Origin of the sequence: Mucilaginibacter celer (genome assembly GCF_003576455.2) — a bacterium.
GTDB lineage: Bacteria > Bacteroidota > Bacteroidia > Sphingobacteriales > Sphingobacteriaceae > Mucilaginibacter > Mucilaginibacter celer.
Map to the genome: position 1 here is coordinate 3,710,793 of NZ_CP032869.1, position 25,065 is coordinate 3,735,857.

28 protein-coding genes are annotated in these 25,065 nt (G+C 44.0%); 14 read left to right on the forward strand and 14 right to left on the reverse strand.

The window, feature by feature from the left end; genetic code table 11:
• Entirely contained in the window at positions 1–1,680 is a 1,680-nt protein-coding gene (locus HYN43_RS14835; protein ID WP_119410095.1) for a GH39 family glycosyl hydrolase, read from the forward strand.
• A gap of 2 nt (positions 1,681–1,682) precedes the next feature.
• On the opposite strand, the gene HYN43_RS14840 is transcribed toward HYN43_RS14835, so the two are convergent.
• On the reverse strand, positions 1,683–1,937 hold the full coding sequence (locus HYN43_RS14840) for a hypothetical protein (RefSeq protein WP_119410096.1): 255 nt from the start codon (positions 1,935–1,937) through the stop codon (positions 1,683–1,685).
• Between the two features lie 312 nt (positions 1,938–2,249).
• Complete coding sequence (locus HYN43_RS14845) at positions 2,250–2,786, reverse strand: hypothetical protein (RefSeq protein ID WP_119410097.1); 537 nt, start codon at positions 2,784–2,786, stop codon at positions 2,250–2,252.
• A gap of 174 nt (positions 2,787–2,960) precedes the next feature.
• Here HYN43_RS14845 and HYN43_RS14850 point away from each other — a divergent pair, with 174 nt between their 5' ends.
• Positions 2,961–3,761, forward strand: coding sequence for a carbon-nitrogen hydrolase family protein (locus tag HYN43_RS14850; RefSeq protein ID WP_245446918.1), 801 nt, complete (start codon positions 2,961–2,963; stop codon positions 3,759–3,761).
• Here the strand turns inward: HYN43_RS14850 and HYN43_RS14855 are convergent.
• The 3 genes from HYN43_RS14855 to HYN43_RS14865 are packed head-to-tail and all read right to left on the reverse strand — an operon-like array spanning position 3,749 to position 5,755.
• Complete coding sequence (locus HYN43_RS14855; RefSeq protein WP_119410098.1) at positions 3,749–4,468, reverse strand: pirin family protein; 720 nt, start codon at positions 4,466–4,468, stop codon at positions 3,749–3,751. The two genes, HYN43_RS14850 and HYN43_RS14855, sit on opposite strands and share 13 nt — an antisense overlap.
• A gap of 2 nt (positions 4,469–4,470) precedes the next feature.
• Positions 4,471–4,995 carry a hypothetical protein gene (locus HYN43_RS14860; RefSeq protein ID WP_119410099.1) on the reverse strand — a complete coding sequence of 175 codons (525 nt, stop codon included), beginning with the start codon at positions 4,993–4,995 and terminating at the stop codon, positions 4,471–4,473.
• A gap of 16 nt (positions 4,996–5,011) precedes the next feature.
• Positions 5,012–5,755: a dioxygenase family protein gene (locus tag HYN43_RS14865; protein WP_119410100.1), complete on the reverse strand. Its 744-nt coding sequence runs from the start codon at positions 5,753–5,755 to the stop codon at positions 5,012–5,014.
• Positions 5,756–5,974: 219 nt separating this feature from the next.
• Here HYN43_RS14865 and HYN43_RS14870 point away from each other — a divergent pair, with 219 nt between their 5' ends.
• Both HYN43_RS14870 and HYN43_RS14875 read left to right on the forward strand, forming a co-directional pair.
• Positions 5,975–6,973 (forward strand): beta-ketoacyl-ACP synthase III, encoded by a 999-nt coding sequence (locus tag HYN43_RS14870; protein ID WP_119410101.1) that lies wholly within the window; start codon positions 5,975–5,977, stop codon positions 6,971–6,973.
• Positions 6,974–7,053: 80 nt separating this feature from the next.
• Positions 7,054–7,437 (forward strand): acyl-CoA thioesterase, encoded by a 384-nt coding sequence (locus tag HYN43_RS14875; RefSeq protein ID WP_119410102.1) that lies wholly within the window; start codon positions 7,054–7,056, stop codon positions 7,435–7,437.
• A 129-nt stretch (positions 7,438–7,566) separates the two neighbouring features.
• On the opposite strand, the gene HYN43_RS14880 is transcribed toward HYN43_RS14875, so the two are convergent.
• Entirely contained in the window at positions 7,567–8,427 is an 861-nt protein-coding gene (locus HYN43_RS14880) for a YitT family protein (RefSeq protein WP_119410103.1), read from the reverse strand.
• 115 nt (positions 8,428–8,542) lie between these two features.
• Between HYN43_RS14880 and HYN43_RS14885 the strand changes: the two genes are divergently transcribed.
• Positions 8,543–9,016 carry a DUF4920 domain-containing protein gene (locus HYN43_RS14885; RefSeq protein WP_119410104.1) on the forward strand — a complete coding sequence of 158 codons (474 nt, stop codon included), beginning with the start codon at positions 8,543–8,545 and terminating at the stop codon, positions 9,014–9,016.
• A 143-nt stretch (positions 9,017–9,159) separates the two neighbouring features.
• On the opposite strand, the gene HYN43_RS14890 is transcribed toward HYN43_RS14885, so the two are convergent.
• From HYN43_RS14890 to HYN43_RS14905, 4 genes are all read right to left on the reverse strand, one after another.
• Positions 9,160–10,416, reverse strand: coding sequence for an aspartate kinase (locus HYN43_RS14890; protein WP_119410105.1), 1,257 nt, complete (start codon positions 10,414–10,416; stop codon positions 9,160–9,162).
• Positions 10,417–11,220, reverse strand: coding sequence for a DUF3298 and DUF4163 domain-containing protein (locus HYN43_RS14895; protein ID WP_119410106.1), 804 nt, complete (start codon positions 11,218–11,220; stop codon positions 10,417–10,419).
• 12 nt (positions 11,221–11,232) lie between these two features.
• Positions 11,233–11,652, reverse strand: a complete 420-nt coding sequence (locus HYN43_RS14900; protein ID WP_245447283.1) for a GNAT family N-acetyltransferase — start codon at positions 11,650–11,652, stop codon at positions 11,233–11,235.
• Between the two features lie 210 nt (positions 11,653–11,862).
• Positions 11,863–12,552 carry a YggS family pyridoxal phosphate-dependent enzyme gene (locus HYN43_RS14905; RefSeq protein ID WP_119410108.1) on the reverse strand — a complete coding sequence of 230 codons (690 nt, stop codon included), beginning with the start codon at positions 12,550–12,552 and terminating at the stop codon, positions 11,863–11,865.
• A 43-nt stretch (positions 12,553–12,595) separates the two neighbouring features.
• Here HYN43_RS14905 and HYN43_RS14910 point away from each other — a divergent pair, with 43 nt between their 5' ends.
• The 4 genes from HYN43_RS14910 to HYN43_RS14925 all read left to right on the forward strand — a co-directional run bounded on the left by HYN43_RS14910 (position 12,596) and on the right by HYN43_RS14925 (position 17,435).
• The gene (locus tag HYN43_RS14910) at positions 12,596–13,165 is read left to right on the forward strand and encodes a DUF4296 domain-containing protein (protein WP_119410109.1); all 570 of its coding nucleotides are present in this window, start codon (positions 12,596–12,598) and stop codon (positions 13,163–13,165) included.
• A gap of 4 nt (positions 13,166–13,169) precedes the next feature.
• A complete protein-coding gene (locus HYN43_RS14915) occupies positions 13,170–15,533 on the forward strand; it encodes an endonuclease MutS2 (protein ID WP_119410110.1) in 2,364 nt (787 codons plus the stop codon).
• Between the two features lie 174 nt (positions 15,534–15,707).
• The gene (locus tag HYN43_RS14920) at positions 15,708–16,070 is read left to right on the forward strand and encodes a bleomycin resistance protein (protein ID WP_205589778.1); all 363 of its coding nucleotides are present in this window, start codon (positions 15,708–15,710) and stop codon (positions 16,068–16,070) included.
• A gap of 279 nt (positions 16,071–16,349) precedes the next feature.
• Positions 16,350–17,435: an SGNH/GDSL hydrolase family protein gene (locus HYN43_RS14925; protein ID WP_119410111.1), complete on the forward strand. Its 1,086-nt coding sequence runs from the start codon at positions 16,350–16,352 to the stop codon at positions 17,433–17,435.
• 147 nt (positions 17,436–17,582) lie between these two features.
• On the opposite strand, the gene HYN43_RS14930 is transcribed toward HYN43_RS14925, so the two are convergent.
• Positions 17,583–18,140, reverse strand: coding sequence for a hypothetical protein (locus HYN43_RS14930; protein ID WP_119410112.1), 558 nt, complete (start codon positions 18,138–18,140; stop codon positions 17,583–17,585).
• A gap of 168 nt (positions 18,141–18,308) precedes the next feature.
• Between HYN43_RS14930 and HYN43_RS14935 the strand changes: the two genes are divergently transcribed.
• The 3 genes from HYN43_RS14935 to HYN43_RS14945 all read left to right on the forward strand — a co-directional run bounded on the left by HYN43_RS14935 (position 18,309) and on the right by HYN43_RS14945 (position 20,289).
• On the forward strand, positions 18,309–19,007 hold the full coding sequence (locus tag HYN43_RS14935; RefSeq protein ID WP_119410113.1) for a CoA transferase subunit A: 699 nt from the start codon (positions 18,309–18,311) through the stop codon (positions 19,005–19,007).
• A 134-nt stretch (positions 19,008–19,141) separates the two neighbouring features.
• Positions 19,142–19,798, forward strand: coding sequence for a 3-oxoacid CoA-transferase subunit B (locus HYN43_RS14940; protein ID WP_119410114.1), 657 nt, complete (start codon positions 19,142–19,144; stop codon positions 19,796–19,798).
• A gap of 128 nt (positions 19,799–19,926) precedes the next feature.
• Complete coding sequence (locus tag HYN43_RS14945; RefSeq protein WP_119410115.1) at positions 19,927–20,289, forward strand: superinfection immunity protein; 363 nt, start codon at positions 19,927–19,929, stop codon at positions 20,287–20,289.
• Between the two features lie 67 nt (positions 20,290–20,356).
• Here HYN43_RS14945 and HYN43_RS14950 read toward each other — a convergent pair whose 3' ends face one another.
• The 3 genes from HYN43_RS14950 to HYN43_RS14960 are packed head-to-tail and all read right to left on the reverse strand — an operon-like array spanning position 20,357 to position 22,784.
• Positions 20,357–20,989, reverse strand: coding sequence for a uridine kinase family protein (locus tag HYN43_RS14950; protein ID WP_119410116.1), 633 nt, complete (start codon positions 20,987–20,989; stop codon positions 20,357–20,359).
• Positions 20,982–21,998 (reverse strand): DPBB and LysM peptidoglycan-binding domain-containing protein, encoded by a 1,017-nt coding sequence (locus HYN43_RS14955; RefSeq protein WP_119410117.1) that lies wholly within the window; start codon positions 21,996–21,998, stop codon positions 20,982–20,984. The genes HYN43_RS14950 and HYN43_RS14955 overlap by 8 nt, the downstream gene beginning before the upstream one ends.
• Before the next feature lie 21 nt (positions 21,999–22,019).
• The gene (locus HYN43_RS14960; RefSeq protein WP_162996492.1) at positions 22,020–22,784 is read right to left on the reverse strand and encodes a DUF4905 domain-containing protein; all 765 of its coding nucleotides are present in this window, start codon (positions 22,782–22,784) and stop codon (positions 22,020–22,022) included.
• Positions 22,785–22,881: 97 nt separating this feature from the next.
• On the opposite strand from HYN43_RS14960, the gene HYN43_RS14965 reads away from it, so the two are divergent.
• Both HYN43_RS14965 and HYN43_RS14975 read left to right on the forward strand, forming a co-directional pair.
• Positions 22,882–23,361, forward strand: coding sequence for a Dps family protein (locus HYN43_RS14965; protein WP_119410119.1), 480 nt, complete (start codon positions 22,882–22,884; stop codon positions 23,359–23,361).
• Positions 23,362–23,624: 263 nt separating this feature from the next.
• Entirely contained in the window at positions 23,625–25,064 is a 1,440-nt protein-coding gene (locus tag HYN43_RS14975) for a phage integrase SAM-like domain-containing protein (protein ID WP_119410120.1), read from the forward strand.
• The last annotated feature ends 1 nt before the right edge of the window (position 25,065 follow it).

Sequence of the window (25,065 nt, forward strand, 5' to 3'; positions counted from 1 at the left end):
ATGAAGATCATCAAACTTATCCCATACCTTTTGCTGTTTATCAGCATTAGTTGCTTTGCTCAGCAACCGGCGACCATCAATATCAGCTTAAACAATAAAATTGGTGATATGTACCCTGTTTGGGCCTGGTTTGGGCACGACGAGCCTAACTATACCTATATGAAAGATGGCCGCAAACTGCTTGGCGAGCTGGCTGCCTTAAGCCCGGTACCTGTACATATGCGGGTGCATAACCTGCTTACCAGCGGAGATGGAACGGCTGCGTTAAAATGGGGATCGACCAATGCTTATACTGAAGATGCTACAGGCAATCCGGTTTACAACTGGCATTTGGTTGACAGTATTTTTGATACCTATATTAAACTGGGCATGAAACCTTACGCCCAGATTGGTTTTATGCCCGAAGCCTTATCCACCCATCCAAAACCTTACCGTCACTACTGGAAACCGGGCGATAATTATGATGATGTATATACCGGCTGGGCCTATCCGCCAAAAGATTACAACAAATGGGAAGAACTTGTTTATCAATGGGTAAAACACTGCGTGCAGCGTTACGGACAAACCGAAGTTGAAAGCTGGTACTGGGAAGTTTGGAACGAACCCAATATTGGCTATTGGAAAGGTACCATGCAGGAGTTTTTTAAACTGTATGATTATGCCGCCCATGGCGTAAAACGGGCCCTGCCAACGGCACACGTAGGCGGCCCCGAAGTTGCGGGCGGCTCAAGCCCTGGCGGTATGAAATTTTTGAATGCTTTTATTAAACATTGTATTGCCGATACCAATTATGCTACGGGTAAAATAGGTTCGCCAATTGATGTGATCTCATTTCACGCCAAGGGGCAGCCTACCCTGGTTAATAGCCAGGTACGCATGAATATGGCACCGCAGATCCGCGATATCAGGGAGGGTTTTAAAATTGTAGCATCGTACCCCGAAACAAAAAATACGCCTATTGTGATTGGTGAATCTGACCCTGAGGGCTGCGCAGCCTGCGGTATGGCCACTAACCCATCAAATGCATACCGTAACGGCACCATGTATTCGAGCTATACGGCAGCCTCCGTTGCGCGCGAATATCAACTGGCCGATTCGTTAGGGGTAAACTTTATGGGTTCAGTATCATGGTCGTTCGAGTTTGAAAATCAGCCGTGGTTTTATGGCTTTCGCGATCTGGCAACCAACGGCGTTGATAAACCGGTATTGAATGTGTTCAGGATGCTGGGGATGATGAAGGGTAAACGACTTAAAGTAAGCGGCAGCCAGATGTACCCGCTTAAAACCGTAGCCGATTCAAGCATCAGGGGTACGCATACTGATATTGGCGCAGTGGCCGCTGTAGATAAAAAAGAGATGACCGTTTTACTCTGGAACTATCACGACGATGATATGCAGGACACCGGCAAAACCGTAAAAATCAGGATAGAGCGCCTGCCCCCAACTTTTATTAAACTTACCCAATACCGTATAGATAATGCGCACAGTAATGCCTATGAGGTATGGAAAAAGATGGGGTCGCCACAAAACCCTACTGCTACCCAGGTTAAAGAACTTGAAAAAGCCGGGCAACTACAAAAATTTGGCAAGCCGGTTACCTTAATGGCCAAATCAGGATTATCGGGCGCTACTGTACAATTGCCAAGGCAGGGCGTTATCTTTCTGAAATTTAGCTGGTAAAATCAAACTCGGCAAAAATGGTCCCAGCCTTCATACCCGCAAAACAGGGCTAAAACATCAAGTGTATAGGGTGAGGGTTTAAACCTGGCCGGCGCAAGGCCAAAAGCCTTATTCAATGCGTATAAACTAAGCTGGTGGCCGGTTTGCGCTGTTATAATGGATTTTAATGCTGATGTTTCGGTAAAATTAAGACCGGCTTTTTTTAAAACCATGCCTTTGAGCGTTTCAAAGTATGCATCAGGAAATGGGTTAGACAATTTAGAATAAATAAATTAGGGTAAAACACAAAACAATACAGGCAGCGGTCAAAACAACTTGAAGGTGTAAAAATGTATATTAAAATCCAAATTTAAACCATAATGTGCCGACTAACAGGCACTTTTTATCGACTAACCCCAATTGCACTTTCTGTTTTTTATACTAATCTCTGCCGGTTGCCCGCCGAACAGTTACTGTAGCCTCAATAATAAACAAAAACCCTCTTCCGAAAAAACCGAAAGAGGGCCAGTCAACCTAACAAAACCGGTATCATACCGGCCTGTTAGTTAGGATAATTATATATGCCAAATTTATAAGCCAAAACCATAGGCCAGGCGCAGGCCAACCATACCAAAACGAGGCTGATCAGCACCCGAAAAGTTTTCATAACGGATGCTTACATCCCAGGTTTTATTGGCATAACCCAGGCCCGGTGAAAGATCAAGCCTGTGCGGGCCCCAGCCTTCTTCCAGTTTCTCGTAAGCAATACCTGCCTCGCCGCCAAAATATACGTTAGGCACAAAAAACTCTTTAAAACCAAACTTAATTGGGATTTCGCCATAGCTTCCATAACGTTTGTCCGATCCGGGAATTTTTTTGGGGAAGAAATGATAGCCGCCCACGGTAAAGGTAGCCGCAAAATCATTACTTATACCATATTGTAAACGGGCCGTACCCCCCAATGTAAATGTGCTGCCAAGCCTTGCCAGGCCGGTGGGTACCCCGGTTTCAATCCCTAAACCTAAACGGAACGCATTTGCAGGTGTGGTTTGCGCTTTTGCCGTATTTGCAAAAAACAGAGCCCCCATTACAAGAACCGCTGCTGTTAATTTTGATAGTAATTTCATGTAGTGTGATTTTTTATATACATAATAATTACTATGGTTTTGCTGTGAGAGTTGCCTGTAGATTAATATTTTCAGAAGTTTCCCTTTTTATTGTTCGGTTATTTAGGAAATTGAATGCAAAATTCCGATCCCAAAAGCAGGCTAACTGTTAAATTAGCACATAAATTTTGCCCGATGATGAAAATAGCAATTGCCTCTCCTCCCTTTCCAAAATCTATAGCCGACGGATTAGAACAAGCCGAAAAACTGGTACGGGAAGCAGCCCGGCGGGAAGCTGTGATTATCTGTTTTCCCGAATCGTATATTCCCGGATATCCCGGTATGATTGCCGAACCCGAAGAAAAATCGCCGGAAGTATTACAGGGGGCTTTAGATGAGGTATGCGCTATGGCCGTGAGGCATAATATAGCTATTGTGATGCCTATGGATTGGTACAGCAACGCGGGCCTGTTGAATATAGCCCAGGTAGTATCGAACACCGGAAAAGTGCTTGGCTATCAAACCAAAAATCAACTCGACCCAACAGAAGACGATATTTGGGTGCCGGGAACCGACCGGCATATTTTTGAGATAAATGGTTTAAAGTTTGGCGTAACCATTTGTCACGAGGGGTTTCGTTATCCCGAATCGGTAAGATGGGCTGCGCAAAACGGGGCACAGATTGTTTTTCACCCGCATTTTTCGGGTAGTAATACTGATGGGGTATTGCTAAAGGATTGGGGCAGTATGGATAACCCTTATTACGAAAAAGCAATGATGATGAGGGCTTTGGAAAACACTATATACTTTGCCAGCTCCAATTACGGCTCGCTCTATCCCGAATCCGCAAGTTCCATCATAGCGCCGGATGGTACATGCTTAGCCTGGCAGCCTTATGGAACAAAGGGTGTGATAGTTGCTGATATTGATTTAGAAAAGGCTACCGGTTTATTAGCCAAAAGGTTTAAGCCGCAGCTTTATGATTATGGGAGGTAATCATTTGATGATTCGCTCAACAATTCCAGCGTAACAATTATCGCATTGTTACTGAGCGCTTCCAGATCTATTTCATCCCCGGCCCATAAAGCCAATCCATCGCGCTGGTGCAACAAACGCCCCTGTACTTCAAATGCCCCCGCTACTACAAATGCGTAAAAAAGGGAATTTTTATTAGTTAAACAGTACAATGCATCGGCACGACCGGCAAACATACCGATACTTAAACGAAAAGGTAAGGCTGCTTGCTTATGACCAATACCAATGAGTTGGTTCGGTTTACCGGCAAAATCAAAATTAAAGATCCTGTTTTCATAAAAAACCGCGCTGTTATCTACAAAAAAACACAAATAATTGATCTCATCTCCGGGGTAACGGTTCACCAACTTTAATACCTCGCCCGGGAAAGTATGATGCATATATACCTGCCCAACATCAATAATACAACTATCCTGGTTCGCATCCTGTAATATTAATTCGCCGGTTATCGGAATAAAAACAACATAACCCGCATTTTCGGCCTGAAACCAGGTGGTTTTGCCGCCCGCCAGAACCTCTTCATTAAAAACGCTAAGCCTCCCTAAGGGTTTACGATACTCGTTAAAATAAGCACCGTAATTGAAACTACTGTAACGCTGCAACGTATTGGTTTCGGTAAATCCCCTTTGATCGGCTAAATGTATTTGTCCCGGCGATAGCTTTTCCATTTTTAATTGAGGTATTGTATTGAGCAGATGTTTACGTATGACTGAACCTGCATCAGGTTGGTGAGCGATTTACCATTTTGGCCAGGCTGATTGTTTTCGGGGAGATGATCCGAGATCAGCAAAAAAATATCGATAGTATCATGCCAGATCATCGGTCCCGAGTAAAAATTCACCGCAACCTGGTGCCTGTTTTTGTCATCAATATCCGAGTTAATGATCTCCAACTGAAATTTATCGAATGTTAAAAACCGCCTTCCCGCATTATTTAATACATCGGGCATAACACCACCAAGTTGTTGAACGTAACCGGTAACAGCTGGCGTTACCATAACGGTTAGCCTTTGCGCATTGGGCACATTACGAAGCAGATCGGCATAAGACGTATATTTGGTACCCAGGCTAAAATTTTGCGCCTGCATTTTAAATTCGAGGTAGGTGCTTTCAAACACCATCTTATCCCAGGCCTTTGCCGAGTTTATATCAATAATTTTCCGGTAACACAGTACAATTATGCGTTTGGGCGTCATATTATATTTAAAATAATCAGGCCGGCACACTGAAATTAATGCTTAACACAAAACCATCAGTAGTATTGCCCGTAACCGACGCCAGCTCGAGCGAATAACCATCGCTGAATATGCCGTCATTAGCATTATAAGTATAACCGCTCATGCCTTTGCTGTATCCGTTCACCGCCGCCAAAGCCGTACCCGTACCCTCCGGGAAGGCAATCTGGGTTACTTTTAATGATGTACCTGTAGCGTTATAAACATGTACGTGGATATGTGTGGCCCGACCGGTATACCATCCGGGGAAAATAGAGGTAAAAGTTACCAGTCCGTTGGTATCGGTGGTTTGCCGGCCGCGTAAAAAATGCACCGAAGTATAGTTGGTTGATTGTGAGCCAATGCCGCCGTATTCAGAGTAATTGCCCGCCGCATCGCAATGCCAGATATCAACCAGCGCGCTCGAAAGTGCATTACAACTGTTGTTGCTGTTATTAATTGTAATTTTCACGGTAAGTTTATAGCCCGTGCGGCCATCGGTAATATCGCTTCTTACATAAGATGCAGGAGAGTGCGTTGGGTACGGCCCTTCAGTTTCGGTAGGTGCCACACTGCAACTGCCCGAATCGGTGGAGCCGGACGAGCTGCTGCCGGAAGATGAACTTCCTGAAGTACTTGAAGTTGCGGTGGCAGTGTCCGCATCCTTTTTGCAGGCCTCCACCAATACCGTTGTAGATACCGCGCCTATCATCAGGCTTTTCAAAAAATTCTTTCTTTCCATTGCTTACGCTCCTTTAAGTTTAATCAAATTGTTGATTCAAAGCTAAAAACCCCGTGATAATGGTTGTAAGATGTGTCGGTTAGCGACGTATTTGTGTCGATAAAGGGTAGCTTATTGCAATATTTATGGATTCTGTTTGATAAACATACAGTTGTGTGACAGGTATAAACCGTCAAATTTCCCTATCTTTGCATGTTTTTTTGAGAATACACATTATTTATGGCATTAAAAAGCAATGCGGTTATAACTGGTATAGGCGGATACGTTCCAGACAACATTTTAACTAACAGCGATTTAGAAAAAATGGTGGATACTAACAGCGATTGGATAGTTTCACGCACAGGGATCAGGGAAAGGAGAATTTTGGCCGATCGGACGCTCGCTACTTCAGATATGGCAAGCTTTGCCGTAAAAAATTTACTTGAAAATGCCAAAGTTGATCCGGCCGAAATTGACTGCATAATCGTAGCTACCTCTACACCCGATTACCTGCTTATATCAACTGCAAGCATTGTAGCCGAAAAATGTGGCCTTATTAATGCCTGGGCAAGCGACGTTAACGCTGCCTGCAGCGGTTTTCTTTATGCTTTCACCCTTGGCTCAAGCCTTGTTGAAAGTAACCGCTATAAAAAAGTAATAGTTATTGGAGCCGATCAAAACAGCGCCATTGTAAACTATGCAGATCGTAACACCTGCATCCTGTTTGGTGATGGTGCCGGAGCAGTACTGCTTGAACCAACAACAGAAGATTTGGGAGTGGTGGACAGTGTATTTAAAACCGATGGTCACGGCCGGCAGCATTTATTGGTACGCGGCGGCGGGTCAATGAACCCGGCTTCTGAAGAAACTATTGATGCCAAACTGCACTACATACACCAGGACGGCCGCGTGGTATTTAAAGCTGCCATTAAAGGCATGACTGAGAGTTGTACCGCCGTTTTGCAACGTAATAACCTCAGTACAAACGATATTAACTGGCTTATCCCCCACCAGGCTAACTACCGCATTATTCATGCAGTAGGTGACGCGCTGGGTATACCTGAAAGCCGTGTTAAAATAAACATCGACAGGTATGGTAACACCACTGCGGCCACCATTCCGCTGGCGTTGTGGGATTATAAAGAAGATTTTAAGGAGAACGATAATGTGATCCTAACCGCATTTGGTGCCGGCTTTTCGTGGGGGGCAACCTATTTAAAATGGGGTAAATTACGATAAGCTTCCGTAAAAAACGGATAGATAAACCAGGGCTTTCCTAAAAAGGGAAGCCTTATTTTTTTAATACGAAAAAGATAACAATGACTACCGAAGAAAAAATACAAGCAGCCGAATCGCACATATTAAAAACCATTTTCCCGGGTGATACCAACCATTACGATACACTTTTTGGCGGTGCAGCGATGGCCATGATGGACGAAGTTGCTTTTATTACCGCCACCCGCTTTACCCGCAAACGGATGGTTACTGTGTCATCAGACAGGATTGATTTTAAACGCCCCATTCCGGCAGGCACTATTATAGAGCTTGTTGGCAAAATAGCCCATATTGGCAATACAAGCTTAAAAGTATTGGTTGAGATTTATATTGAAGAGATGTACTCGTTTGTACGCGAAAAAGCTATTACAGGTACTTTTACTTTTGTAGCGATTGATGAGCATAAGCACCCGGTGAGCGTTTTGTAAGCTTAGAGCCCAAAGCAGAACGCCAAAAGCCGAAGCGCATTCTTTCATAATTGGCAGGGCAGTTTTCTATTTTTTTTGCTGTCTGCCTTTCTAATTGCTTTCAGCTTTAGGCCTTAAGCATTTAGCTTTTCAATGAAGTTTCTTCCGCTTCAATAAGCCACCCGTAGTATCATCAATACTTTGCTGTACAATAAAAGCTTTGGGGTCTATCCGCAGAATGGTTTGTTTAAGTGAGGGGATCTCCAGGCGGGTTGCTACCGTGAAAACAATATCGCGCGGATCATTTACATGCCCATCCTTACCATAGCCACTTTTACCCTGGTAAATAGTAACACCACGGCCTAAAGTTACCGTTATAGCCCGGCGAATGGCATCGCTTTTGGTTGAAATTACCGTAATACCCGAATATTGCTCGATACCGTTCAGTAAAAAATCGATCATTTTGGCGGCAGCCATGTAGGTTAATATCGAATACATAGCCGGCTCAACACCCAGCACCGATGCCGCTACACCGAATATGAGTACGTTGAGCAACAATATAAAGTCACTCACTTTCAGTATCTGGGTCTTTTTACTTACCAGTACGGCGGCAATCTCAGTACCATCAAGCACGGCACCGCCACGCATGGCCAGCCCGCTCCCTGTGCCTATAAAAACGCCTCCAAATACAGCAGTAAGCAGTTTATCATGTGTAACATCAGGAAAACTCACCAAGGCCAGGCAAAGTGAAAGCAAAGCTATAGCGATAGTGCTTTTGATTGCAAACCAAAGCCCAAGCTTACGATATCCAAGCCATAAGAAAGGTACGTTAATGATGAAGATAAGGATAGAGATGGATACCGGGGTAACATCCGAGATAAGCATGGAAACACCGGTGGCACCACCGTCGATAAAATGGCTTGATAGTAAAAAGCCCTTAAGACCGAAAGCTGCGGATAAAATCCCAAGTCCGATATTTGCCGAATCTCTGACGATGTTGATTGCCTTCATGCCCAAATATAACTTTTTGGGGCTATAAACGGGTATAAAAACTCCAGCTGCGGATGATTGTGAGAGGGTTTATTTTATATTTTTGCCTCTATCACACTGTTTATCAAACAAAATCATGAAAACATTTATCCTGCTTATTGCCGCTTTATTTACCGGCACCATTACTTTTGCACAAAACAAGATCACACCGGCCGCTCCGGGCGTTACCTACGGCAAAACTATCACTGCCGAAAAAGCTATTAATGTTGCCGCGCTAAGCACTGCTTTAAATACCGATTCGGTTTATAATGGCCGCGTTAGCGGTAAAGTGGTTGAAGTATGTACTAAAAAAGGCTGCTTCATAAAAATAGCCCGCGAAAACGGTACGCCCGTAATGATCAGGTTTACTGATTATGCTTACTTTATGCCGCAAAACATTGTTGGTAAAAATGTAGTGGTTGAAGGTAAAGCCACCGTAAATGAAACAAGCGTTGCCAAACTGCAGCACTATGCCGCCGATGCGGGTAAAAGCAAAGAGGAAATAGCAAAAATCAATCAACCTAAAAAAGATATTGAGATTATGGCTGATGGCGTTTTGGTGGTGGATTGAGATGTTTTACCTTCTCTCCCGGTGGTCGTGTCTCCACGACCACGAATTATCGCCAGAAACACAATGCGGGCGTGGAGACACGCCTTATAGGGTATTTAAAGGCTTACGAAGTAATTTAGACTACTTCGTAAGCCTAACATAAATTACTTCACCACCACCTGTGCTGTATTCCTGCTCACCTGCTCCAACAAAACCGTTTTGCCTTCAGTTAGCTCACTTATTGTACCTGCGGCATAATGCCTTGTGGTAATAAGCGTTAAGCCGTCATTATATTTAACCTTAAAATCCTGTTTAAGGCTAACCAGCAATTTCCCAAACCGTTCCTCGTTCCAATCAAAACAAACTGAAAAACTTAGCGCCGAAGTTTGCATTACGTTAACCTTAATATGGTTTTGCGCAAACAGGCGGAATACATCACTCAAATGATCTTCGGTTACAAATGAATAATCTTTGGCCGATACAGATAGCAATACCTGGTTTTGCTTTATGATAATAATGGGTTTGACAAAACTGTTCTGCCCATCCTCCTTAATAACCGTACCGGGTGCTGATGGATCCGTAAATGGCTTTACCAGCAAAGGTATTTTAGCGTTTTGCAGCGGTTTAATGGTTTTAGGATGGATAACACTGGCGCCATAGTAAGTCATCTCGATGGCTTCGGTGTAGGATAGCTCATCAAACTTAACGGTATCGGCAAAATGTTTGGGATCGGCATTGAGGATGCCGGGAACATCTTTCCAGGTGGTTACAGATTCGGCACCGAGGCAGGCCGTAAATATGGATGCGGTATAATCCGAGCCTTCACGGCCTAAAGTAGTTGTAAAGTTTTCGGATGTGCCGCCTAAAAAGCCTTGGGTTACCACGATGCTTTTTTCTAACAGCGCGGGGATCTCTTTGCTTATACTTGCTTTGGTTTTATCCCAATCTACAATACCCTCACGGTAAGTGTTATCGGTGTGTATGTAACCTCGCACATCAAGCCATTTGCTTTTAACGCCTTCTTTATTGAGGTAGGCGGCAACTATGCGGGTAGAAACCAGTTCGCCGATGGATACGATCTGATCGTATACAAAATCGTAGCTATCATGTGGTTCATCTTCAATGGCCCAGTCTACTTCTACAAAGGTATTGGCTACTTCGTCAAAAACAGGGTGGCCGGTTTCAAACAACTCGCTCAGGATATTGTAGTGATAGGCTTTGATCTCATCAAATATCATATACATTTCCTCATCCTGCTCCATATAGGCTTTGGTAAGCTTTTCGAGCGCATTGGTGGTTTTACCCATGGCCGATACCACAATGAGCAACTGTTTATCAGTATATTGTTTAACAACGTTTGCAAGGTTGGCTACCCCCGCTGCATCTTTTACCGATGCCCCTCCGAATTTAAAAACAAGCATTTATTTGATGAATTGACTTACAACCGTATTGGGCCGTAACAATGATTTGATTTGCGCGTATGGAATAAACAGCTCGGTAATACCGGCTGCGTAAGGTTTTATTTCGTATTGGTTATACAGAAATTTGATACCTAAAGGTGTAACCGAAAAATTGGTATTCAACGCGAATTTATCATCCTTAAAAAAATAATTATCCTTGAGGGATGCTCTATCGCTTAGTTTCTCGTCCCTCCTGAAAATCTTTTCGGCAATGGCTTTTAACTTATCCTGGTAACCGGGAGTGAAGATATCATTTAGGGTTAAATTTTTGCCCGCCTTAGTGTCCCAATTAATAAAAGCTGTAAATGAACCGCCATGCGCTCCGCCAGTATAAGTGTAACCTTTAACTTGAAGTGTGGTTAGGCCCGAATCCTGCCTGACTACCTGTACACTGTCATCCAGCGTAAAAAACATACCCGTGCGTGGGTCGGTTTTTTTAAAATCGGTGTATGATTTCAGGAAATTTTTGGTTAGTGCCTGCAGGCTGCTATCAGCTTTACCATCATAAGCAAACAGGTTGGTGAGCTTGCGGGTTATAGTATCGTTCAGCGTTTTTGCACTATCAAAAACAGGATATACAATCTTTACTACTGTACAATCGCTGTCGGGTTTAGTACCGCAATCTTCAGCCCGCTCTTTTATCGTTTTATAGGTGTAACGAAGCGTATCCTTAAATGGGGTAGTATCGGGTTTATTTTTAGGTACGCCCCACTGGCACGAGGCCAATGCCGCAGTGATACAAATTAACAAACATAGGTTTCTCATAGGTGGAGTAGATTAAAAGTTGAGCAACTGTTCGCGCGAAAGCGACGCGTTAAGCCAACCCGCTTCAATATTGGCGCCGTACTTGTTATAAAAATTGATGGCGGGCTGGTTCCAGTCAAGCACCTGCCAAACCATGCCGCTGAAGCCGCGTTCTTTAACCTCCTGAAATAAGCGATCGAACAATAGCTTGCCTATCTTTTTGCCGCGCATTGCTTCGGTTACAATTAAATCTTCCAGGTACATACGGCTGCCTTTCCAGGTTGAATAGCGAATATAGTACAGCGCAAAGCCAACCACTACGCCATCTACCTCGGCAACAAAAGCTTTCCATACGGGGTTAGCGCCAAACCCGGCATCTTCAAAATGCTCCAGGCTTACGGTAACTTCTTCGGGCGCTTTTTCATATAAAGCAAGCTCGTGTACAAGCTCCATCAGGCGCGGGCAATCTTCTTTTATTGCGTAACGTATAACAGCCCCCCCCGCCCCCTGAAGGGGGTGCTGATTGGCGAGTGTATTACTTTCTGTATTTGTCATATTTTCTTTTGTCTGAATCAGAATTTACAGAATTTTAGGATTAACAGAATATCAAAGCGAAACATTCTGAAAATTCTCAAATTCTGTAAATTCTGATTCAGGCGATGTTTAATTATTCTTCCAATGTTTAATCACCCGGCTACCAAAAATGGTACTACCTAATCGTACCATATTACTCCCCTGCTCAATAGCCAGCTTATAATCTGACGACATGCCCATAGATAACGTATCAAAACTCGCCTCCTTGCGGAAATAGCTTTGTTTTATTCCATCAAAAAAGGTTTTCAACTCGTAGTATTCCTCTTTTATTTGTTTTTCGTTATCGGTATTGGTGGCAATGCCCATCAGGCCGCGGATGCGTACATTTTTCAAAGCCGCATACTCATCGCTTCGCAACAGTTCAATCGCCTCGTCAAAACCTAAGCCGTATTTGGTTTCCTCGTCGGCTATGTAAATTTGCAATAAACAGTCAATCACCCTGCCGGCTTTTTCGGCATGCTTGTTTATTTCCTGCAAAAGCTTCAGACTATCAACCGATTGGATCATGCTGATAAAGGGTGCAATGTATTTTACCTTGTTGCTTTGCAGGTGACCAATCAGATGCCATTCAATATCTTTGGGCAGTTGTTCATATTTTTCAACCAGTTCCTGAACCAGGTTTTCGCCAAATAAACGCTGCCCGGCATCGTATGCTTCCTGCACATCCGCTACCGGTTTTGTTTTTGATACCGCCAATAATATTACCTTATCTCCCGCCGTTTCCTTTTTTAAGCTTTTGATGTTATCTGCAATGCTCATTTATCCGTAAATTTGCTTAATAATTTAGCCGCTAAAATACTGAATGCATAAATATATAACCTTGTTTTTTTCGGCAGCACTTTTTTTATGTGCCTGCAATGGCAAACCCGAACCTAAGGATGTGCTTAAACCCGAGGCCATGGCCCGGGTATTAACCGAAATGCACATTATTGACGGTACCATGTACAACGTAATGCAGACACCCGATAGCCTGTACAAATACGGCGCGGGCAAATATGCCGCCATGTTTACACGCATGCATACCAGCGCCGCGCAGTTTAACAAAAGCATGCAGTTTTACGGCAGCCAGCCCGATAAATTGCTGGCGATATACGACCAGGTTGATGTAACAATTAAAGCCAAAATGGACTCGCTTAACAAAGTACAGGTTAACGAGGCCAAAGCCGCCCGCAAGGCCGATTCGTTAAAAAACCTGAATATTAAAACTAAAACGGATTCGGCCCGAAAAGTTATTTCAACCGTGAACAGGCCCGCCCTGAATGCCGATTCGTTAAGAAATGTAAATAATAAAGCTAAAGCCGAAATGATAAAAAGACTTCGCACCCGTAAAGCAAACGGAAACGCGAAACCGGCTGCTAATCCTAACATATAACCAAATGCTTTACCCACCAAACAGTGTAGATAAGCTGGGTTTTACCGAGATAAAAGAACTGATAAAAGCGCATTGCCTTAGCGAGATGGGTCAGCAGATGGTTGACAAGATCGGGGTGATGAGCAATTACGACCAGATCCATAAATTCCTGAGCCAGGCCAACGAGTTTAAAAATATCCTGGTTAACGATGAGGCCCTGCCCATTCAGCATTTTTTCGATATAAAGTCCCTTGCCAATAAAGCCCGCATTGAGGGCGTTTTTTTAACCGAGGAAGAATTTTACCAGGTTCAGGCCTCGCTGAACACCGTATTTGCCGTTATCGCCTACTTTAACGAGCGTGAAGGCCTGTACCCCAACCTCGAAGCCCTTTTTGAGCACCTGCCCATAGAAAAAGCTATCCTGAAAAAGATAGACGCGGTGATAGATCAGAAAGGAAAGATCCGCGTTAACGCCTCGCGCGAGCTGATGGAAATTACCACCGGCATAACCAAGGCCGAGCAGGAAGCCCGCAAAAAGATTGATATGATCTTTAAAAATGCCACATCCAACGGCTGGGCTGCCGATGGTTCGCTTACCATACGCGATGGCCGGTTAGTAATACCGCTGCTTGCCGAAAACAAGCGCAAGCTAAAAGGCTTTGTACACGATGAATCGGCCTCGGGCCAAACGGTTTACCTGGAGCCCGAAGAGGTTTTTGTGCTCAACAACCGCATTCGAGATCTGGAGTTTGAGCGCCGCCGAGAGATTGTAAAAATCCTCACCGCTTTAACCAACGAATTGAGGCCTTATGTACCATTGCTGCTATCCTATCACGGCCTGCTTACCAAGCTGGATTTTGTGCGGGCCAAGGCGCTGTTTGCCATTGATATTGAGGCCGAAATGCCGCAGGTAGTGAACGAAGCAAGGGTTAAATTGTATAATGCCCGCCACCCCTTGTTGTTCCTGAATTTTAAGGCCGAGAAGAAAACGGTTGTGCCGCTTAATATGCAGATAGATGAGGGCACCCGCGTTATTGTGGTATCGGGCCCTAATGCCGGCGGTAAATCGGTTTGCATGAAAACCGTGGGGTTACTACAGATGATGGTACAGGCCGGTTTGTTGATTCCTGCCGATGAGGCCAGTGTGGTTGGCGTGTTCAAGCAGTTTTTTGTTGATATAGGTGATGACCAATCGATAGAAAGTGATTTGAGTACCTACAGCGCCCACCTATCCAAAATGAAAACGTTTGTGGAGCAGGCAAACGGCAAAACGCTGATACTGATAGATGAGTTTGGTACCGGTACCGATCCGCAATTTGGCGGCCCTATTGCCGAGGCTGTGCTGGAAGCCCTTAACCAAAAAAAGGTTAAAGGCATGGTTACCACGCACTACTCCAACCTAAAAATATTTGCCAGCAATACCGAGGGGATTGAAAATGCGTCGATGCTGTTTAACAATATCGAAATGCGACCACTTTACCAGTTGGAAATAGGCAAGCCCGGCAGCTCGTATGCGTTTGAGATTGCTCAAAAAATAGGCTTGCCTCAAAACGTGCTCAACCTCGCCAAAAATAAAATAAGCGAGGGACAGAAAAAGGTTGATACCTTGCTGGTTGACCTGGAACGTGAAAAACGATCCATCTTCGAAACTAAACAAAAGCTGGATAAGCAACAACGCAAGGTAAATGAGCTTTTGGCCGAGAACGAGAAGCTGAAAAGCTACCTGGAAGAGAATCAGCGATCTTTAATTAAAGAAGCTAAAGACCAGGCTAAAAACATTATCCTGAACGCCAACAAACTGGTTGAAAACACCATTTCCGAAATTAAAAGCAGCAATGCCGATAAGGAGAAAACCCGCCAGCTACGCGAAAACCTGAACGTTGAGCTTAAAAGGAACACCGTTAAAGTTGAGGCCCCAAAACCAACCGCGCCCGCTGATGAGGAACTGAAACCGGGCGACTGGGTGAAACTTACCGACTCGGAAACTACCGGCCAGGTAATAGAGATTATTAAAGAGAACGTTGTAATTGCCATTGGCGATCTGCGCACGGTTGCTAAAAAGAAGCGGGTGGTAAAAGTATCCAAATCATCTGTTCCGAAAGAGATCAGGCGGAATTTCAGCTCGCAAACCAATGATCTGGCAAGTTTTAGCCCGGAGATTGATGTGCGTGGGCAGCGTACCGAAGATGCGTTGCATAATATTGAAAAACTGTTTGACCGGGCGCTGATGATGGGCTTTAATAATCTAAAAATCATCCACGGCAAGGGCGATGGCATCCTGCGCAAAATGATCCGTCAGTACCTCAAAAAATACGACCAGGTTGACCGCATGGAAGATGAGCACGCCGACCGTGGCGGAGATGGAATAACTTATGTATATTTGAAGTAAACGGTAGGTTAAAATAAACCACCAAATTTTTGTCATCCTGAGCGATAGCGAAGGATCTTTTCCGCTAAGCATAGCCGCTTTACAGGGCGAAGAAGATGCTTCGTTCCTCAGCATGACAAGAGATTACAGACGAAGTATTATCACCCAATTTAAAACCTTAACTTATTTCAAAATATGTCATTAAAATCCATTGCCCCCATGTTATACACCCGGCACATCCGGGAAAGTGTTGATTTTTACGTAAATAACCTTGGTTTTACCTGCATAGGGTATGATGAAGACTGGGGCTGGGCCACCGTGAGCCGTGATGACATCGAGATTATGCTGGCCCTGCCGGTTGATAGCGCCACTTTCACCATGCCTAAATTTACAGGATCGTTTTATATCCGCACCGATAAGGTGGATACGCTATGGGCCGAATTAAAGGAAAAAGCGGTGATTTGCTACCCGATAGAGGATTTTAGCTACGGCATGCGCGAGTTTGGTGTGTTTGATTATAATGGATATTTGCTGCAGTTTGGGATGCCGATAGAATAAAGACCTGGCGCACAGGTTACTCACCCGGTCTACGCTTCGCTGGACCACCCTCTCTACGGCAAGCCGTAAAGAGGGTACGAAAAATAAAGAAGACTAAAAGTCCCTTCTTTACGCGCAGCGTAGAAAGGGGTGGCGAGCGAAGCGATGCCGGGGTGAATAAAGGGATGCGCTTAATTACATCGATCAATACTTTTATAACATTTTAATGGCGATAAGCTTCCGGTTTATCGCCATTGTTATTTAATTTTTATTTTTAAGGCCGATAAACCTATTTTCCCAATGCAAAAAATATACAGCCTTGTATTTTTCCTTGCCTTTACCGGCGTTTTAACCAATTGCAGCGCCCAGAGCGTTATACTAAAAAGCAAAGATCAACGCATCCGCTACACCGGTCGTATTAACCAAACCGACGAGGCAGCCGAATTTTACTGGACGGGATCATCAGCAAAAATAACTTTTAGTGGCACAGGAGTATCGGCCCTGATGCAGGACGAACGCGGCGAAAACTATTTTACCATTATTGTTGATGATAAGGTGGTAAACACCATCCATTTGGATAATACCAAACAGGTATACTCCCTGGCCGAAAATCTGCCCGCAGGCAAACATACCCTCGAACTTTTTAAACGCACCGAATGGGACAAAGGCAAAACCTGGTTTTACCAGTTTAACCTGGCTAAAGACGCAGGCGCATTAGCCGCCCCGGAAGCGAAGAAACGTAAAATTGAATTTTTTGGCAATTCGATAACCTGCGGCTATGCCGATGAGGACACTACCGGGCAGGACCGCGGTACAGAACCTTACGAAAACGGCTACCTGAGTTACGCAGCCCTAACCGCCCGCCACTTTGATGCCCAATATGTATGCACATCCAAAAGCGGTATAGGCATAACCATCAGCTGGTTCCCGCTTATTATGCCCGAGATGTACAACCGCCTCGATCCTACCGACCCTACCAGCACCTGGGATTTTAAGAAATATACGCCGGATGTGGTGGTGATCAACCTGTTTCAAAACGATTCGTGGTTAACCAAAATGCCCGATAACCCGCAGTTTAAAGAGCGTTTTGGCACCAAAGCGCCCGAGCCGGAACAACTGGTTAAAGCCTACCGGGATTTTGTTAAAAGCGTTCGGAAGGTTTATCCAAAGGCGCAAATTTTATGTATACTGGGCAGTATGGATGCTACCAGAGAGGGCTCGCCATGGCCGGGATATATTGAAAAAGCTGTTGGTGCATTAAATGATAAAGGGATTTACACGCACTTCATCCCATATAAAAATACGCCGGGGCACCCGAGCATTAAAGAGCAGCAGGCTATGGCCGATGATCTGATCGCTTTTATGGAGAAGACGGTTAAGTGGTAGAAACTTATACTTGCGCTCGTTTGCAACGAGCGCTTAATGTGGTTTAGCGATTGCATCGCCAGTCGCGTTACAAACGCGAGCCCAGGTTAAGCACTCGTTGCAAACGAGCGCAAGGAAAATCGTACTGCCCTATGTTTTTTCAGACCTTTACTCCCCTACCTTCTGCTGATCGGGCACCTCATTAGGTCCCGGAATATTCGTCTGCTGCTTTTTATCACTATCGCCGTCATCATCGGCAGTGCCCTCCTGGTATGGCTGTTGCTGGTTTGGCTTATCATCGCTGCCATCCTGTTGTGCATTATCCTCATCCGACCGGCCGTTTTGCGAAACATTCATCACATCGCTGTAATTGGCATTACCTGCCTGGTTGGGATCTTTAAAATTGCTGTTTTCGGGATGTTCCTCGGCCGGCTGGGTACGGTTAAAGTACGCATTATTGTTGCCCGCCATTTGCGATGGATTGTCTTTGTCATTACCGGCGGGGGTAATATTATTCCGGCCGAAGTTTTGGCCGCCCATGCCTTTACCTTCCATTCCCACGTCATCCGGGCTCTTCATTTCCGAGCTGCCGAAAAGGTAACTGCGCTTCAGGTCTTTTTCCTCTTCATTACTATCGTCATCTATGCGGTAAGCATTGGGTTTATCATCGTGGTGTTCGGGGCGGTTAAGCTCATCGCTCCTGAACTCGTTATCTCTTAATTCCATAGGTTTTTATTATTGATGTATTTAATTATTAATAAATAATTTTTCTAATTGTTTTATCTACAAAAAGAAATCATCAAAATCACAACACTTAAATTGCCTGTAGCGTTATCTATTTACAACCTATCTGTAAAGCACATTTAGTATATTTACTATAACCAATTATAGTATATGAATAAAGTAGTTAGTGGTGCCGACGAGGCCATCCGCGACATTACCGACGGCGCAACCCTGATGCTGGGTGGCTTTGGTTTATGCGGATTGCCGGAAAACTGTATAGCGGCACTGGTAAAAAAGGGCGTTAAGCAATTAACCTGTATCTCCAACAATGCCGGGGTTGATGATTTTGGCATCGGCCTGATGCTGAAGCAGCGGCAGGTAAAAAAAATGATTTCATCATACGTTGGCGAAAACGCCGAATTTGAACGCCAGCTGTTAAGCGGCGAACTGGAAGTAGAACTCATACCCCAGGGAACTTTAGCCACCCGCTGCATGGCCGCCGGCTACGGCATGCCGGCCATATTTACCCCGGCAGGCATAGGTACCGAAGTAGCCGAAGGCAAGGAAGTACGCAATTTTAACGGCAAGGATTATTTAATGGAGATGGCATTTGATGCCGATTTCGCCATTGTAAAAGCATGGAAGGGTGATACCATGGGCAATTTGGTATACCGTTCAACTGCCCGCAACTTTAACCCGGTTATGGCTATGGCCGGTAAAATAACCATTGCCGAGGTGGAAGAGTTGCTTGAGCCTGGAGAGCTCGATCCGGATCATATTCATACGCCCGGAATTTATGTGCATAGGATTTTTAAGGGGACGGATTATGAAAAGCGCATAGAGCATACGACTGTAAGAAATAAGGAATAAAAGAACGCCCCCGCCGTCATTGCGAGGTACGAAGCAATCCCCGATTAGCAGGGCGGCCATGCAAATCCGCCTGGTATAGTTCGCGATTGCTTCGTACCTCGCAATGACGTGGCGGAAACTCTAATAAAAACATCATGTTAAACAAACAAGGTATCGCGAAGCGAATAGCAAAAGAAATAAAAGACGGTTACTACGTTAACCTCGGCATTGGCATACCTACACTGGTAGCCAATTATATACCCGAAACCATGGATGTGGTATTACAATCAGAAAACGGCCTGCTGGGAATGGGACCATTCCCATTTGAAGGCGAAGAAGATCCGGATACCATCAACGCCGGCAAGCAAACCATCACCATGCTGCCCGGCTCGGCCATATTTGATTCGGCTATGAGTTTTGGGATGATCAGGGCTAAAAAGGTAAACCTTACCATCCTCGGTGCCATGGAAGTATCCGAAAACGGCGACATTGCCAACTGGAAGATCCCCGGTAAAATGGTAAAAGGCATGGGCGGCGCGATGGACCTCGTGGCATCGGCCGAAAACATTATCGTAGCCATGCAACATGTAAACAAAGCCGGTGAATCAAAGCTGTTGCCTCAATGCACCCTGCCATTAACCGGCATACACTGCGTAAAAAAAATAGTGACCGAACTTGGTGTGTTTGATGTGTTGCCAGAGGGTGGCTTCAGGCTGATTGAACGCGCGCCGGGGGTAAGTGTTGAGGAAATTAAACAGGCAACAGCGGGCAAACTGATTGTTGATGGAGATGTACCGGAAATAGATCTATAACCCGCTATTTCATTGCAAGTAAATAAAATCTGAAAGAGACGACACCAATATTTGTCATCCTGTTTCTAACCATATCATTGGTAGCCATAGCTTTCTTAGCAACCGAAAACAAACCCTATCTTTAACTTATGGAATTTCTATTTGGCATATTCGGAATGGCAGGCATGGTTATAGGCGGCTCGCTTTATTTCATCCCTTCCATCATTGCCCGCCAAAAAGCGGATTTCAAATTAATTTTCGCGCTCAACCTCTTCCTTGGCTGGACCATCATAGGCTGGGTCTGGGCGCTGATCTGGGCTTGCCAAAAAGATATCGAACCTTTGGGTTATTATAAACCTGGTTATCCGGGATATACGCTTGAGAAAGCGCTCAGATTGAAAGAATTACATCGGCAGTTTGATGCGGGAGTGCTTACCAAAATTAATTATGATGATGGGGTAAAGGAAATTTTGAGCGACAACTTTATCAAATTTGAAGATGAGTCAATTTGAAGATTTGAAAATTCAGGAGCCCTATACTCAAAACATTTTCAAATCTTCAAATCAATTAATTTTCAAATTAAAACAACCTCTCCCTCAAATCGGCCGAGATCTCTTCGGTAATCACGATAATATCCTCGGCCACGTGGCTGTTGTTGGTTATCACGCGGTCGCATTCGTCTTTGTACGGTAATAAGTATTCTTTATAAGCCGGTACCACGTGATTGATCCATTTGTACATCACGTCATCGTGCGAATAGCCGCGCTCTATCAAATCACGTTTAAGGCGGCGCTGCAGGGCTACGTCTTCATCGGCATCAATAAATACTTTCAAATCAAGCAGTTCGGCAATATCTTTAAAATGGAGGATGAACAGGCCCTCTACAATTAAAATCGGAGCCGGCTTTATCTCTATCATTTTGGGGATAGCATCCGGGTTATTGAATGTATATTCCTGTTTCAGGATAGGCTGTTTGCTCAGCAATTTGCTGATGTCCTGCTGAAAATGTTCATGATCGATAGTAGCGGGGAGATCAAAGTTGTATAACTTATTCTCCTCTTTAGTCATGTTATGGGCAACCGGGATGTAATAATCATCCTGCGAAACAAGACTCACCTCATCGGCGGTAAAATGCTCTAAAAAACACTTCAAAAAAAAAGTTTTGCCCGAACCACTTCCTCCGGCAATTCCAATAATATAAGGTTTATTCATTCGGGCTACCGTAGCTGATATTTACCTGGAAACGTTTATCTAAAGCACCTAAAGCATCGGCGGTGTTTTTGGTCATGATGATCAAAACATTTTTGTTGGTTTCGTTATCGGTAAAACGGCCAACTACCTTTGCAAAGGTGGTGTGGTTGTTCATAGGGTTGGTAATTTTAATAATGGTGCCGATTGGGGCCGTTCGGTGTAAAACCAGCTCCTTTTTAGGGTCCAGCCCGGCATCGTCCATCCAGGTGGCCACGCCTTTTTCAACTTTTTCGTACAGGCCGAAACGGTTAGCCTTGCCATGATCGGCAGTGCTGTCCTGCGGCATCGCTACGTTTGTCGAATCGCGCTGCATTACCGGTTGTTTTGAAGTATCCTCGGGCGGCATGCCGGTGCGCACGTTAATTACCTGGTTTGGCGCAAGGGTATCCGAGTTTAATTTATTTAAAGCCTTGATATCATCAACCGAAGTGTTGAAACGTTTGGCGATAGAGAACAAAGTTTCGCCGGCAGATACCTTGTATTGCTGCACATTAAGCATGCTTACTTTTTTTACCGTATCGGCAGGGGCTTGCTGTGGTTTGCTAACCGGGGCCTGAGCAACCGGGGCAGGCGAACTTACCGCGGCCTGGATTTGCGGCTTATTTTGAACCGGTACTTGCTGAGTAACCTGTTTTTGCTGTGCCGGAGCCGGGTTGGTTACTGCCTGTTTAGCAGGAGCCTGTACCGGCGTTGTTGCTACGGCCTCGCCCGAAAATGGCAACTCGGTAGGAACTTTTACGGTGCCGCCAATTTTAAGCGCAGCATTGTTATTGAATGCGATGATAGCTTTCGGGCTAACATTATACCTACGGCCTATTGAGTAGTAATTATCTTTTGGGTCGAGCTTATGGAGGATAACTTTTTTGCCGTTCAGGTTTTCAACACCAATCGAATCGACAAGAGGATTTGCAAAAGCGGATATGGAGAGTGTAAATAAGGGCGCGATCAATAATAAAATCTTAAATTTCATAATAAATTATAATACAGTAATTTACAAGTTCAACACTATTACAGCCGATCTATCTTTTAAATAAATAAGCTGGTTATTATGTAGTACAAACGCCTCGGGTTGCATTTTTTGTATAGCGGTATTTAACAAATCGTGGTACAATGTATTGCCCGATTCGTCAAATATATAAAGATGCTGTATAAGTTGCTCCTGCAAAAGCGTGTGCAAAGATACAATTCTGAAACTATTGTAACTGATATAATGAACCACATTTGCATAAGGCTGTTGGGGCAGATATTTACGGTCTATTTGGTTGGCCGGCAACATCTCCGGGCTGCTGATCTGGTTGTATAAAGGCATATCCAGCACCGGCTCAAAAGGCCTTATCGTGCTACCTGTTTTAATGTCAATAAGCGTTAACCTTTTGGGCTGCAACTGGCTGTTATAAACTACAGGGCCGTTTACCGAAAGCTGATCAAAAGCCAATGTAAAATTACTCCAGAGGTTTTGTGCCGATATGCCCACAATAGCGGTAAGCCCTTTGTGAACCGGCCCTGTTTCTGATTGATAGTTATGCAGCAGCAATACACCATCGTAAACCGCCTCGATGCCGGTAAGCCAGCGTTCGGGCGTGGTTAGGTTTTCAAAATACACCTGGCCGGTTTGCAGGCTCAGGGCCGAAAAGCTTACCTGTTTGTTGGCGTGGTCGCGGATCTCGAGGAAGAGCGTTTGTGTGCTGTTGTCAATTTCCATACGCCAAATGGGGGCCTGGTAATTTTTATGGATGATGGGTAACAGCGTGATCATAATTTTGCAAAGATGCTTATTAAAATCAAAACTGTTTATCTTTACCAAACATTGCCACCAAAGGCATGTTACACTTAAAACATCACTATATTTATTTATGAACGCTGAAGAAATAAGCCTGGAAGAAGGCAAAGTAAAACCCGTTGTTGACCATCTGAACGATTTGCTGGCTAATTACCATATCCACTACCAAAAACTGCGCGGCTGCCACTGGAATGTAAAAGGCACCAGTTTTTTCACCCTGCACCTTAAATTTGAAGAACTGTACACCGCCGCCCTTGTTACAATCGATGAGCTTGCCGAAAGGATCCTTGCATTAGGCAAGCCTCCAATCAGCACTTTTAAAGATTATATCGAAACCGCAACGCTTAAAGAAATTCAGACTATCGGTCTGAAAGATACCCTGATGGTAAAGGCTATTATTGATGACCTGGCCACCCTGATCAAATTTGAGCGCGAACTGTTAAAAATCACCGCCGATGCCGGAGACGACGGAACCAACGATATGATTAACCGCTTTATGCAATTTAACGAAAAAAACACCTGGATGCTGCGCTCGTTTGTAAACGAAGACTAATTACCCAGCATAATCATACTGTAAAAAAGCCGCTGATCCTTAACATGGATAGCGGCTTTTTTTAATGAAGGGTTTACAGCAATTTGTATATTTTGTATATTTGCAGCATACGAAGGGTGCTGTGAAAAGGCCGCTGTTCGTTATAAAATTTTCCTATGGTGTAATGGTATCACGTCAGATTCTGGCTCTGAAGATTGAGGTTCGAGCCCTTGTAGGAAAACCAAAACTCCAAGCCCTTAGTAAGAATACTAAGGGCTTTTTTCATGCATTTTAAGGCGTTTTTTAAGCTTTTAAGAAGAAAATATCAATGTACATATCATTTAATGCTATTAAGTTTCGCAGCTTTTTTTGACGAACTTATCGAAAATGTTTTACCATTGTTTTACCTTTATGTCATGGCGACGGTGAAAGAAGTAATACTCAAAGAAAAAAAGCGCGATGATGGAACATGGAACTTAAAAATCCGGATAATCCATAATCGAAGAACTGCTTACATATCTACTTCCCATTATATCGGTGCAAAACAAATCAGAAAGGATTTTTCTATAAAAGATCCTTTTATTGAAGATCTGATTTCGCCCGTACTTTCCGATTATAGAAAAAAAATAAGTTCTTTAGGTGCAGGCATAAACTCTATGACAGCTAAAGATGTCGCAGAGTTTCTTAAAAAAGAAGACACTCCAAGTGATGTACATTTTATAAACTTTGCTGAAAAATATATTTGCGACCTTAAGCTAAATGGCAAGATTGGTAGCGCACGGAATATGCAAACGGTTGTTTATTCACTAATTGATTTTTTTGGCACCAGAGATATTTTTGCATTAGATATCACAGCCCACAAACTTTTTGAAATAGAAGCTTACTTAAGAAAGCCTCGTACGTTAAAACGAAAACATAGCAGTGGTGGTGAAATGGAATTAAAAAGAGCTGGGTCAACCACCGCCGGCATCCATACATTTATGCGGGACCTTCGTCTTTTATTTAATGCGGCAAGGGATAAATTTAATGACGAAGATACGGGCAAAATATCGATAGTTCACTACCCTTTCAGGAAGTACAAAATAGCCGAAGCTCCCGCCCCTGTTAAAAGGAATTTAACCATTGAACAAATAATTGCCATTAGAGATTTTGAAATAAATTTTGACGGAAGAATGAAAATAGCCAGAGATTTGTTTATGCTATCCTTCTATCTGTGCGGAATGAATGCAGTTGATTTATATAAAGCTGACAAACAGGAAAAAGGGAGGATTAATTATAACCGATCAAAAACAGAGGAAAGAAGGAAAGATAAAGCTTTTATCAGCATAAGAGTCCCTGAAGAATCGTCGGCATTAATTGAGAAGTATTTTGGCAAACTCAATTCAATGTATACAGCAAGCACCGGTCTTGGAAGAGTAATTAGCTATGGCCTAAACAAGCTGACTGATGCCATTAACGATCATTTTGTTAAAGAGCACGGTATTAAGTTGTTTGAAGTTGTAATTGAGTTTTATATGGCAAGACACTCATTCGCAAATTTTGCAAGAAACGTCTGCCGTTTCAGCAAAGATGACATTGCATTAGCTCTAAATCACATCGACCTTAGCCGTAAAACCACCGATATTTATATATCGCCTGATTGGTCTATTATCGACCAGGTTCAAAAAGGTGTATTGGATTTGCTAAAAGAAAAAGGGCAATCAACAACAACCGCAGTTTCTTAGT

Excerpts from the sequence above, each read along its gene's own strand:
- HYN43_RS14835 (WP_119410095.1), top strand. The coding sequence starts at position 1 with ATGAAGATCATCAAACTTATCCCATACCTTTTGCTGTTTATCAGCATT.
- HYN43_RS14845 (WP_119410097.1), bottom strand. The coding sequence starts at position 2,786 with ATGAAATTACTATCAAAATTAACAGCAGCGGTTCTTGTAATGGGGGCT.
- HYN43_RS14850 (WP_245446918.1), top strand. The coding sequence starts at position 2,961 with ATGATGAAAATAGCAATTGCCTCTCCTCCCTTTCCAAAATCTATAGCC.
- HYN43_RS14855 (WP_119410098.1), bottom strand. The coding sequence starts at position 4,468 with ATGGAAAAGCTATCGCCGGGACAAATACATTTAGCCGATCAAAGGGGA.
- HYN43_RS14860 (WP_119410099.1), bottom strand. The coding sequence starts at position 4,995 with ATGACGCCCAAACGCATAATTGTACTGTGTTACCGGAAAATTATTGAT.
- HYN43_RS14865 (WP_119410100.1), bottom strand. The coding sequence starts at position 5,755 with ATGGAAAGAAAGAATTTTTTGAAAAGCCTGATGATAGGCGCGGTATCT.
- HYN43_RS14870 (WP_119410101.1), top strand. The coding sequence starts at position 5,975 with ATGGCATTAAAAAGCAATGCGGTTATAACTGGTATAGGCGGATACGTT.
- HYN43_RS14875 (WP_119410102.1), top strand. The coding sequence starts at position 7,054 with ATGACTACCGAAGAAAAAATACAAGCAGCCGAATCGCACATATTAAAA.
- HYN43_RS14880 (WP_119410103.1), bottom strand. The coding sequence starts at position 8,427 with ATGAAGGCAATCAACATCGTCAGAGATTCGGCAAATATCGGACTTGGG.
- HYN43_RS14885 (WP_119410104.1), top strand. The coding sequence starts at position 8,543 with ATGAAAACATTTATCCTGCTTATTGCCGCTTTATTTACCGGCACCATT.
- HYN43_RS14890 (WP_119410105.1), bottom strand. The coding sequence starts at position 10,416 with ATGCTTGTTTTTAAATTCGGAGGGGCATCGGTAAAAGATGCAGCGGGG.
- HYN43_RS14895 (WP_119410106.1), bottom strand. The coding sequence starts at position 11,220 with ATGAGAAACCTATGTTTGTTAATTTGTATCACTGCGGCATTGGCCTCG.
- HYN43_RS14900 (WP_245447283.1), bottom strand. The coding sequence starts at position 11,652 with ATGGAGCTTGTACACGAGCTTGCTTTATATGAAAAAGCGCCCGAAGAA.
- HYN43_RS14905 (WP_119410108.1), bottom strand. The coding sequence starts at position 12,552 with ATGAGCATTGCAGATAACATCAAAAGCTTAAAAAAGGAAACGGCGGGA.
- HYN43_RS14910 (WP_119410109.1), top strand. The coding sequence starts at position 12,596 with ATGCATAAATATATAACCTTGTTTTTTTCGGCAGCACTTTTTTTATGT.
- HYN43_RS14915 (WP_119410110.1), top strand. The coding sequence starts at position 13,170 with ATGCTTTACCCACCAAACAGTGTAGATAAGCTGGGTTTTACCGAGATA.
- HYN43_RS14920 (WP_205589778.1), top strand. The coding sequence starts at position 15,708 with ATGTCATTAAAATCCATTGCCCCCATGTTATACACCCGGCACATCCGG.
- HYN43_RS14925 (WP_119410111.1), top strand. The coding sequence starts at position 16,350 with ATGCAAAAAATATACAGCCTTGTATTTTTCCTTGCCTTTACCGGCGTT.
- HYN43_RS14930 (WP_119410112.1), bottom strand. The coding sequence starts at position 18,140 with ATGGAATTAAGAGATAACGAGTTCAGGAGCGATGAGCTTAACCGCCCC.
- HYN43_RS14935 (WP_119410113.1), top strand. The coding sequence starts at position 18,309 with ATGAATAAAGTAGTTAGTGGTGCCGACGAGGCCATCCGCGACATTACC.
- HYN43_RS14940 (WP_119410114.1), top strand. The coding sequence starts at position 19,142 with ATGTTAAACAAACAAGGTATCGCGAAGCGAATAGCAAAAGAAATAAAA.
- HYN43_RS14945 (WP_119410115.1), top strand. The coding sequence starts at position 19,927 with ATGGAATTTCTATTTGGCATATTCGGAATGGCAGGCATGGTTATAGGC.
- HYN43_RS14950 (WP_119410116.1), bottom strand. The coding sequence starts at position 20,989 with ATGAATAAACCTTATATTATTGGAATTGCCGGAGGAAGTGGTTCGGGC.
- HYN43_RS14955 (WP_119410117.1), bottom strand. The coding sequence starts at position 21,998 with ATGAAATTTAAGATTTTATTATTGATCGCGCCCTTATTTACACTCTCC.
- HYN43_RS14960 (WP_162996492.1), bottom strand. The coding sequence starts at position 22,784 with ATGATCACGCTGTTACCCATCATCCATAAAAATTACCAGGCCCCCATT.
- HYN43_RS14965 (WP_119410119.1), top strand. The coding sequence starts at position 22,882 with ATGAACGCTGAAGAAATAAGCCTGGAAGAAGGCAAAGTAAAACCCGTT.
- HYN43_RS14975 (WP_119410120.1), top strand. The coding sequence starts at position 23,625 with ATGCATTTTAAGGCGTTTTTTAAGCTTTTAAGAAGAAAATATCAATGT.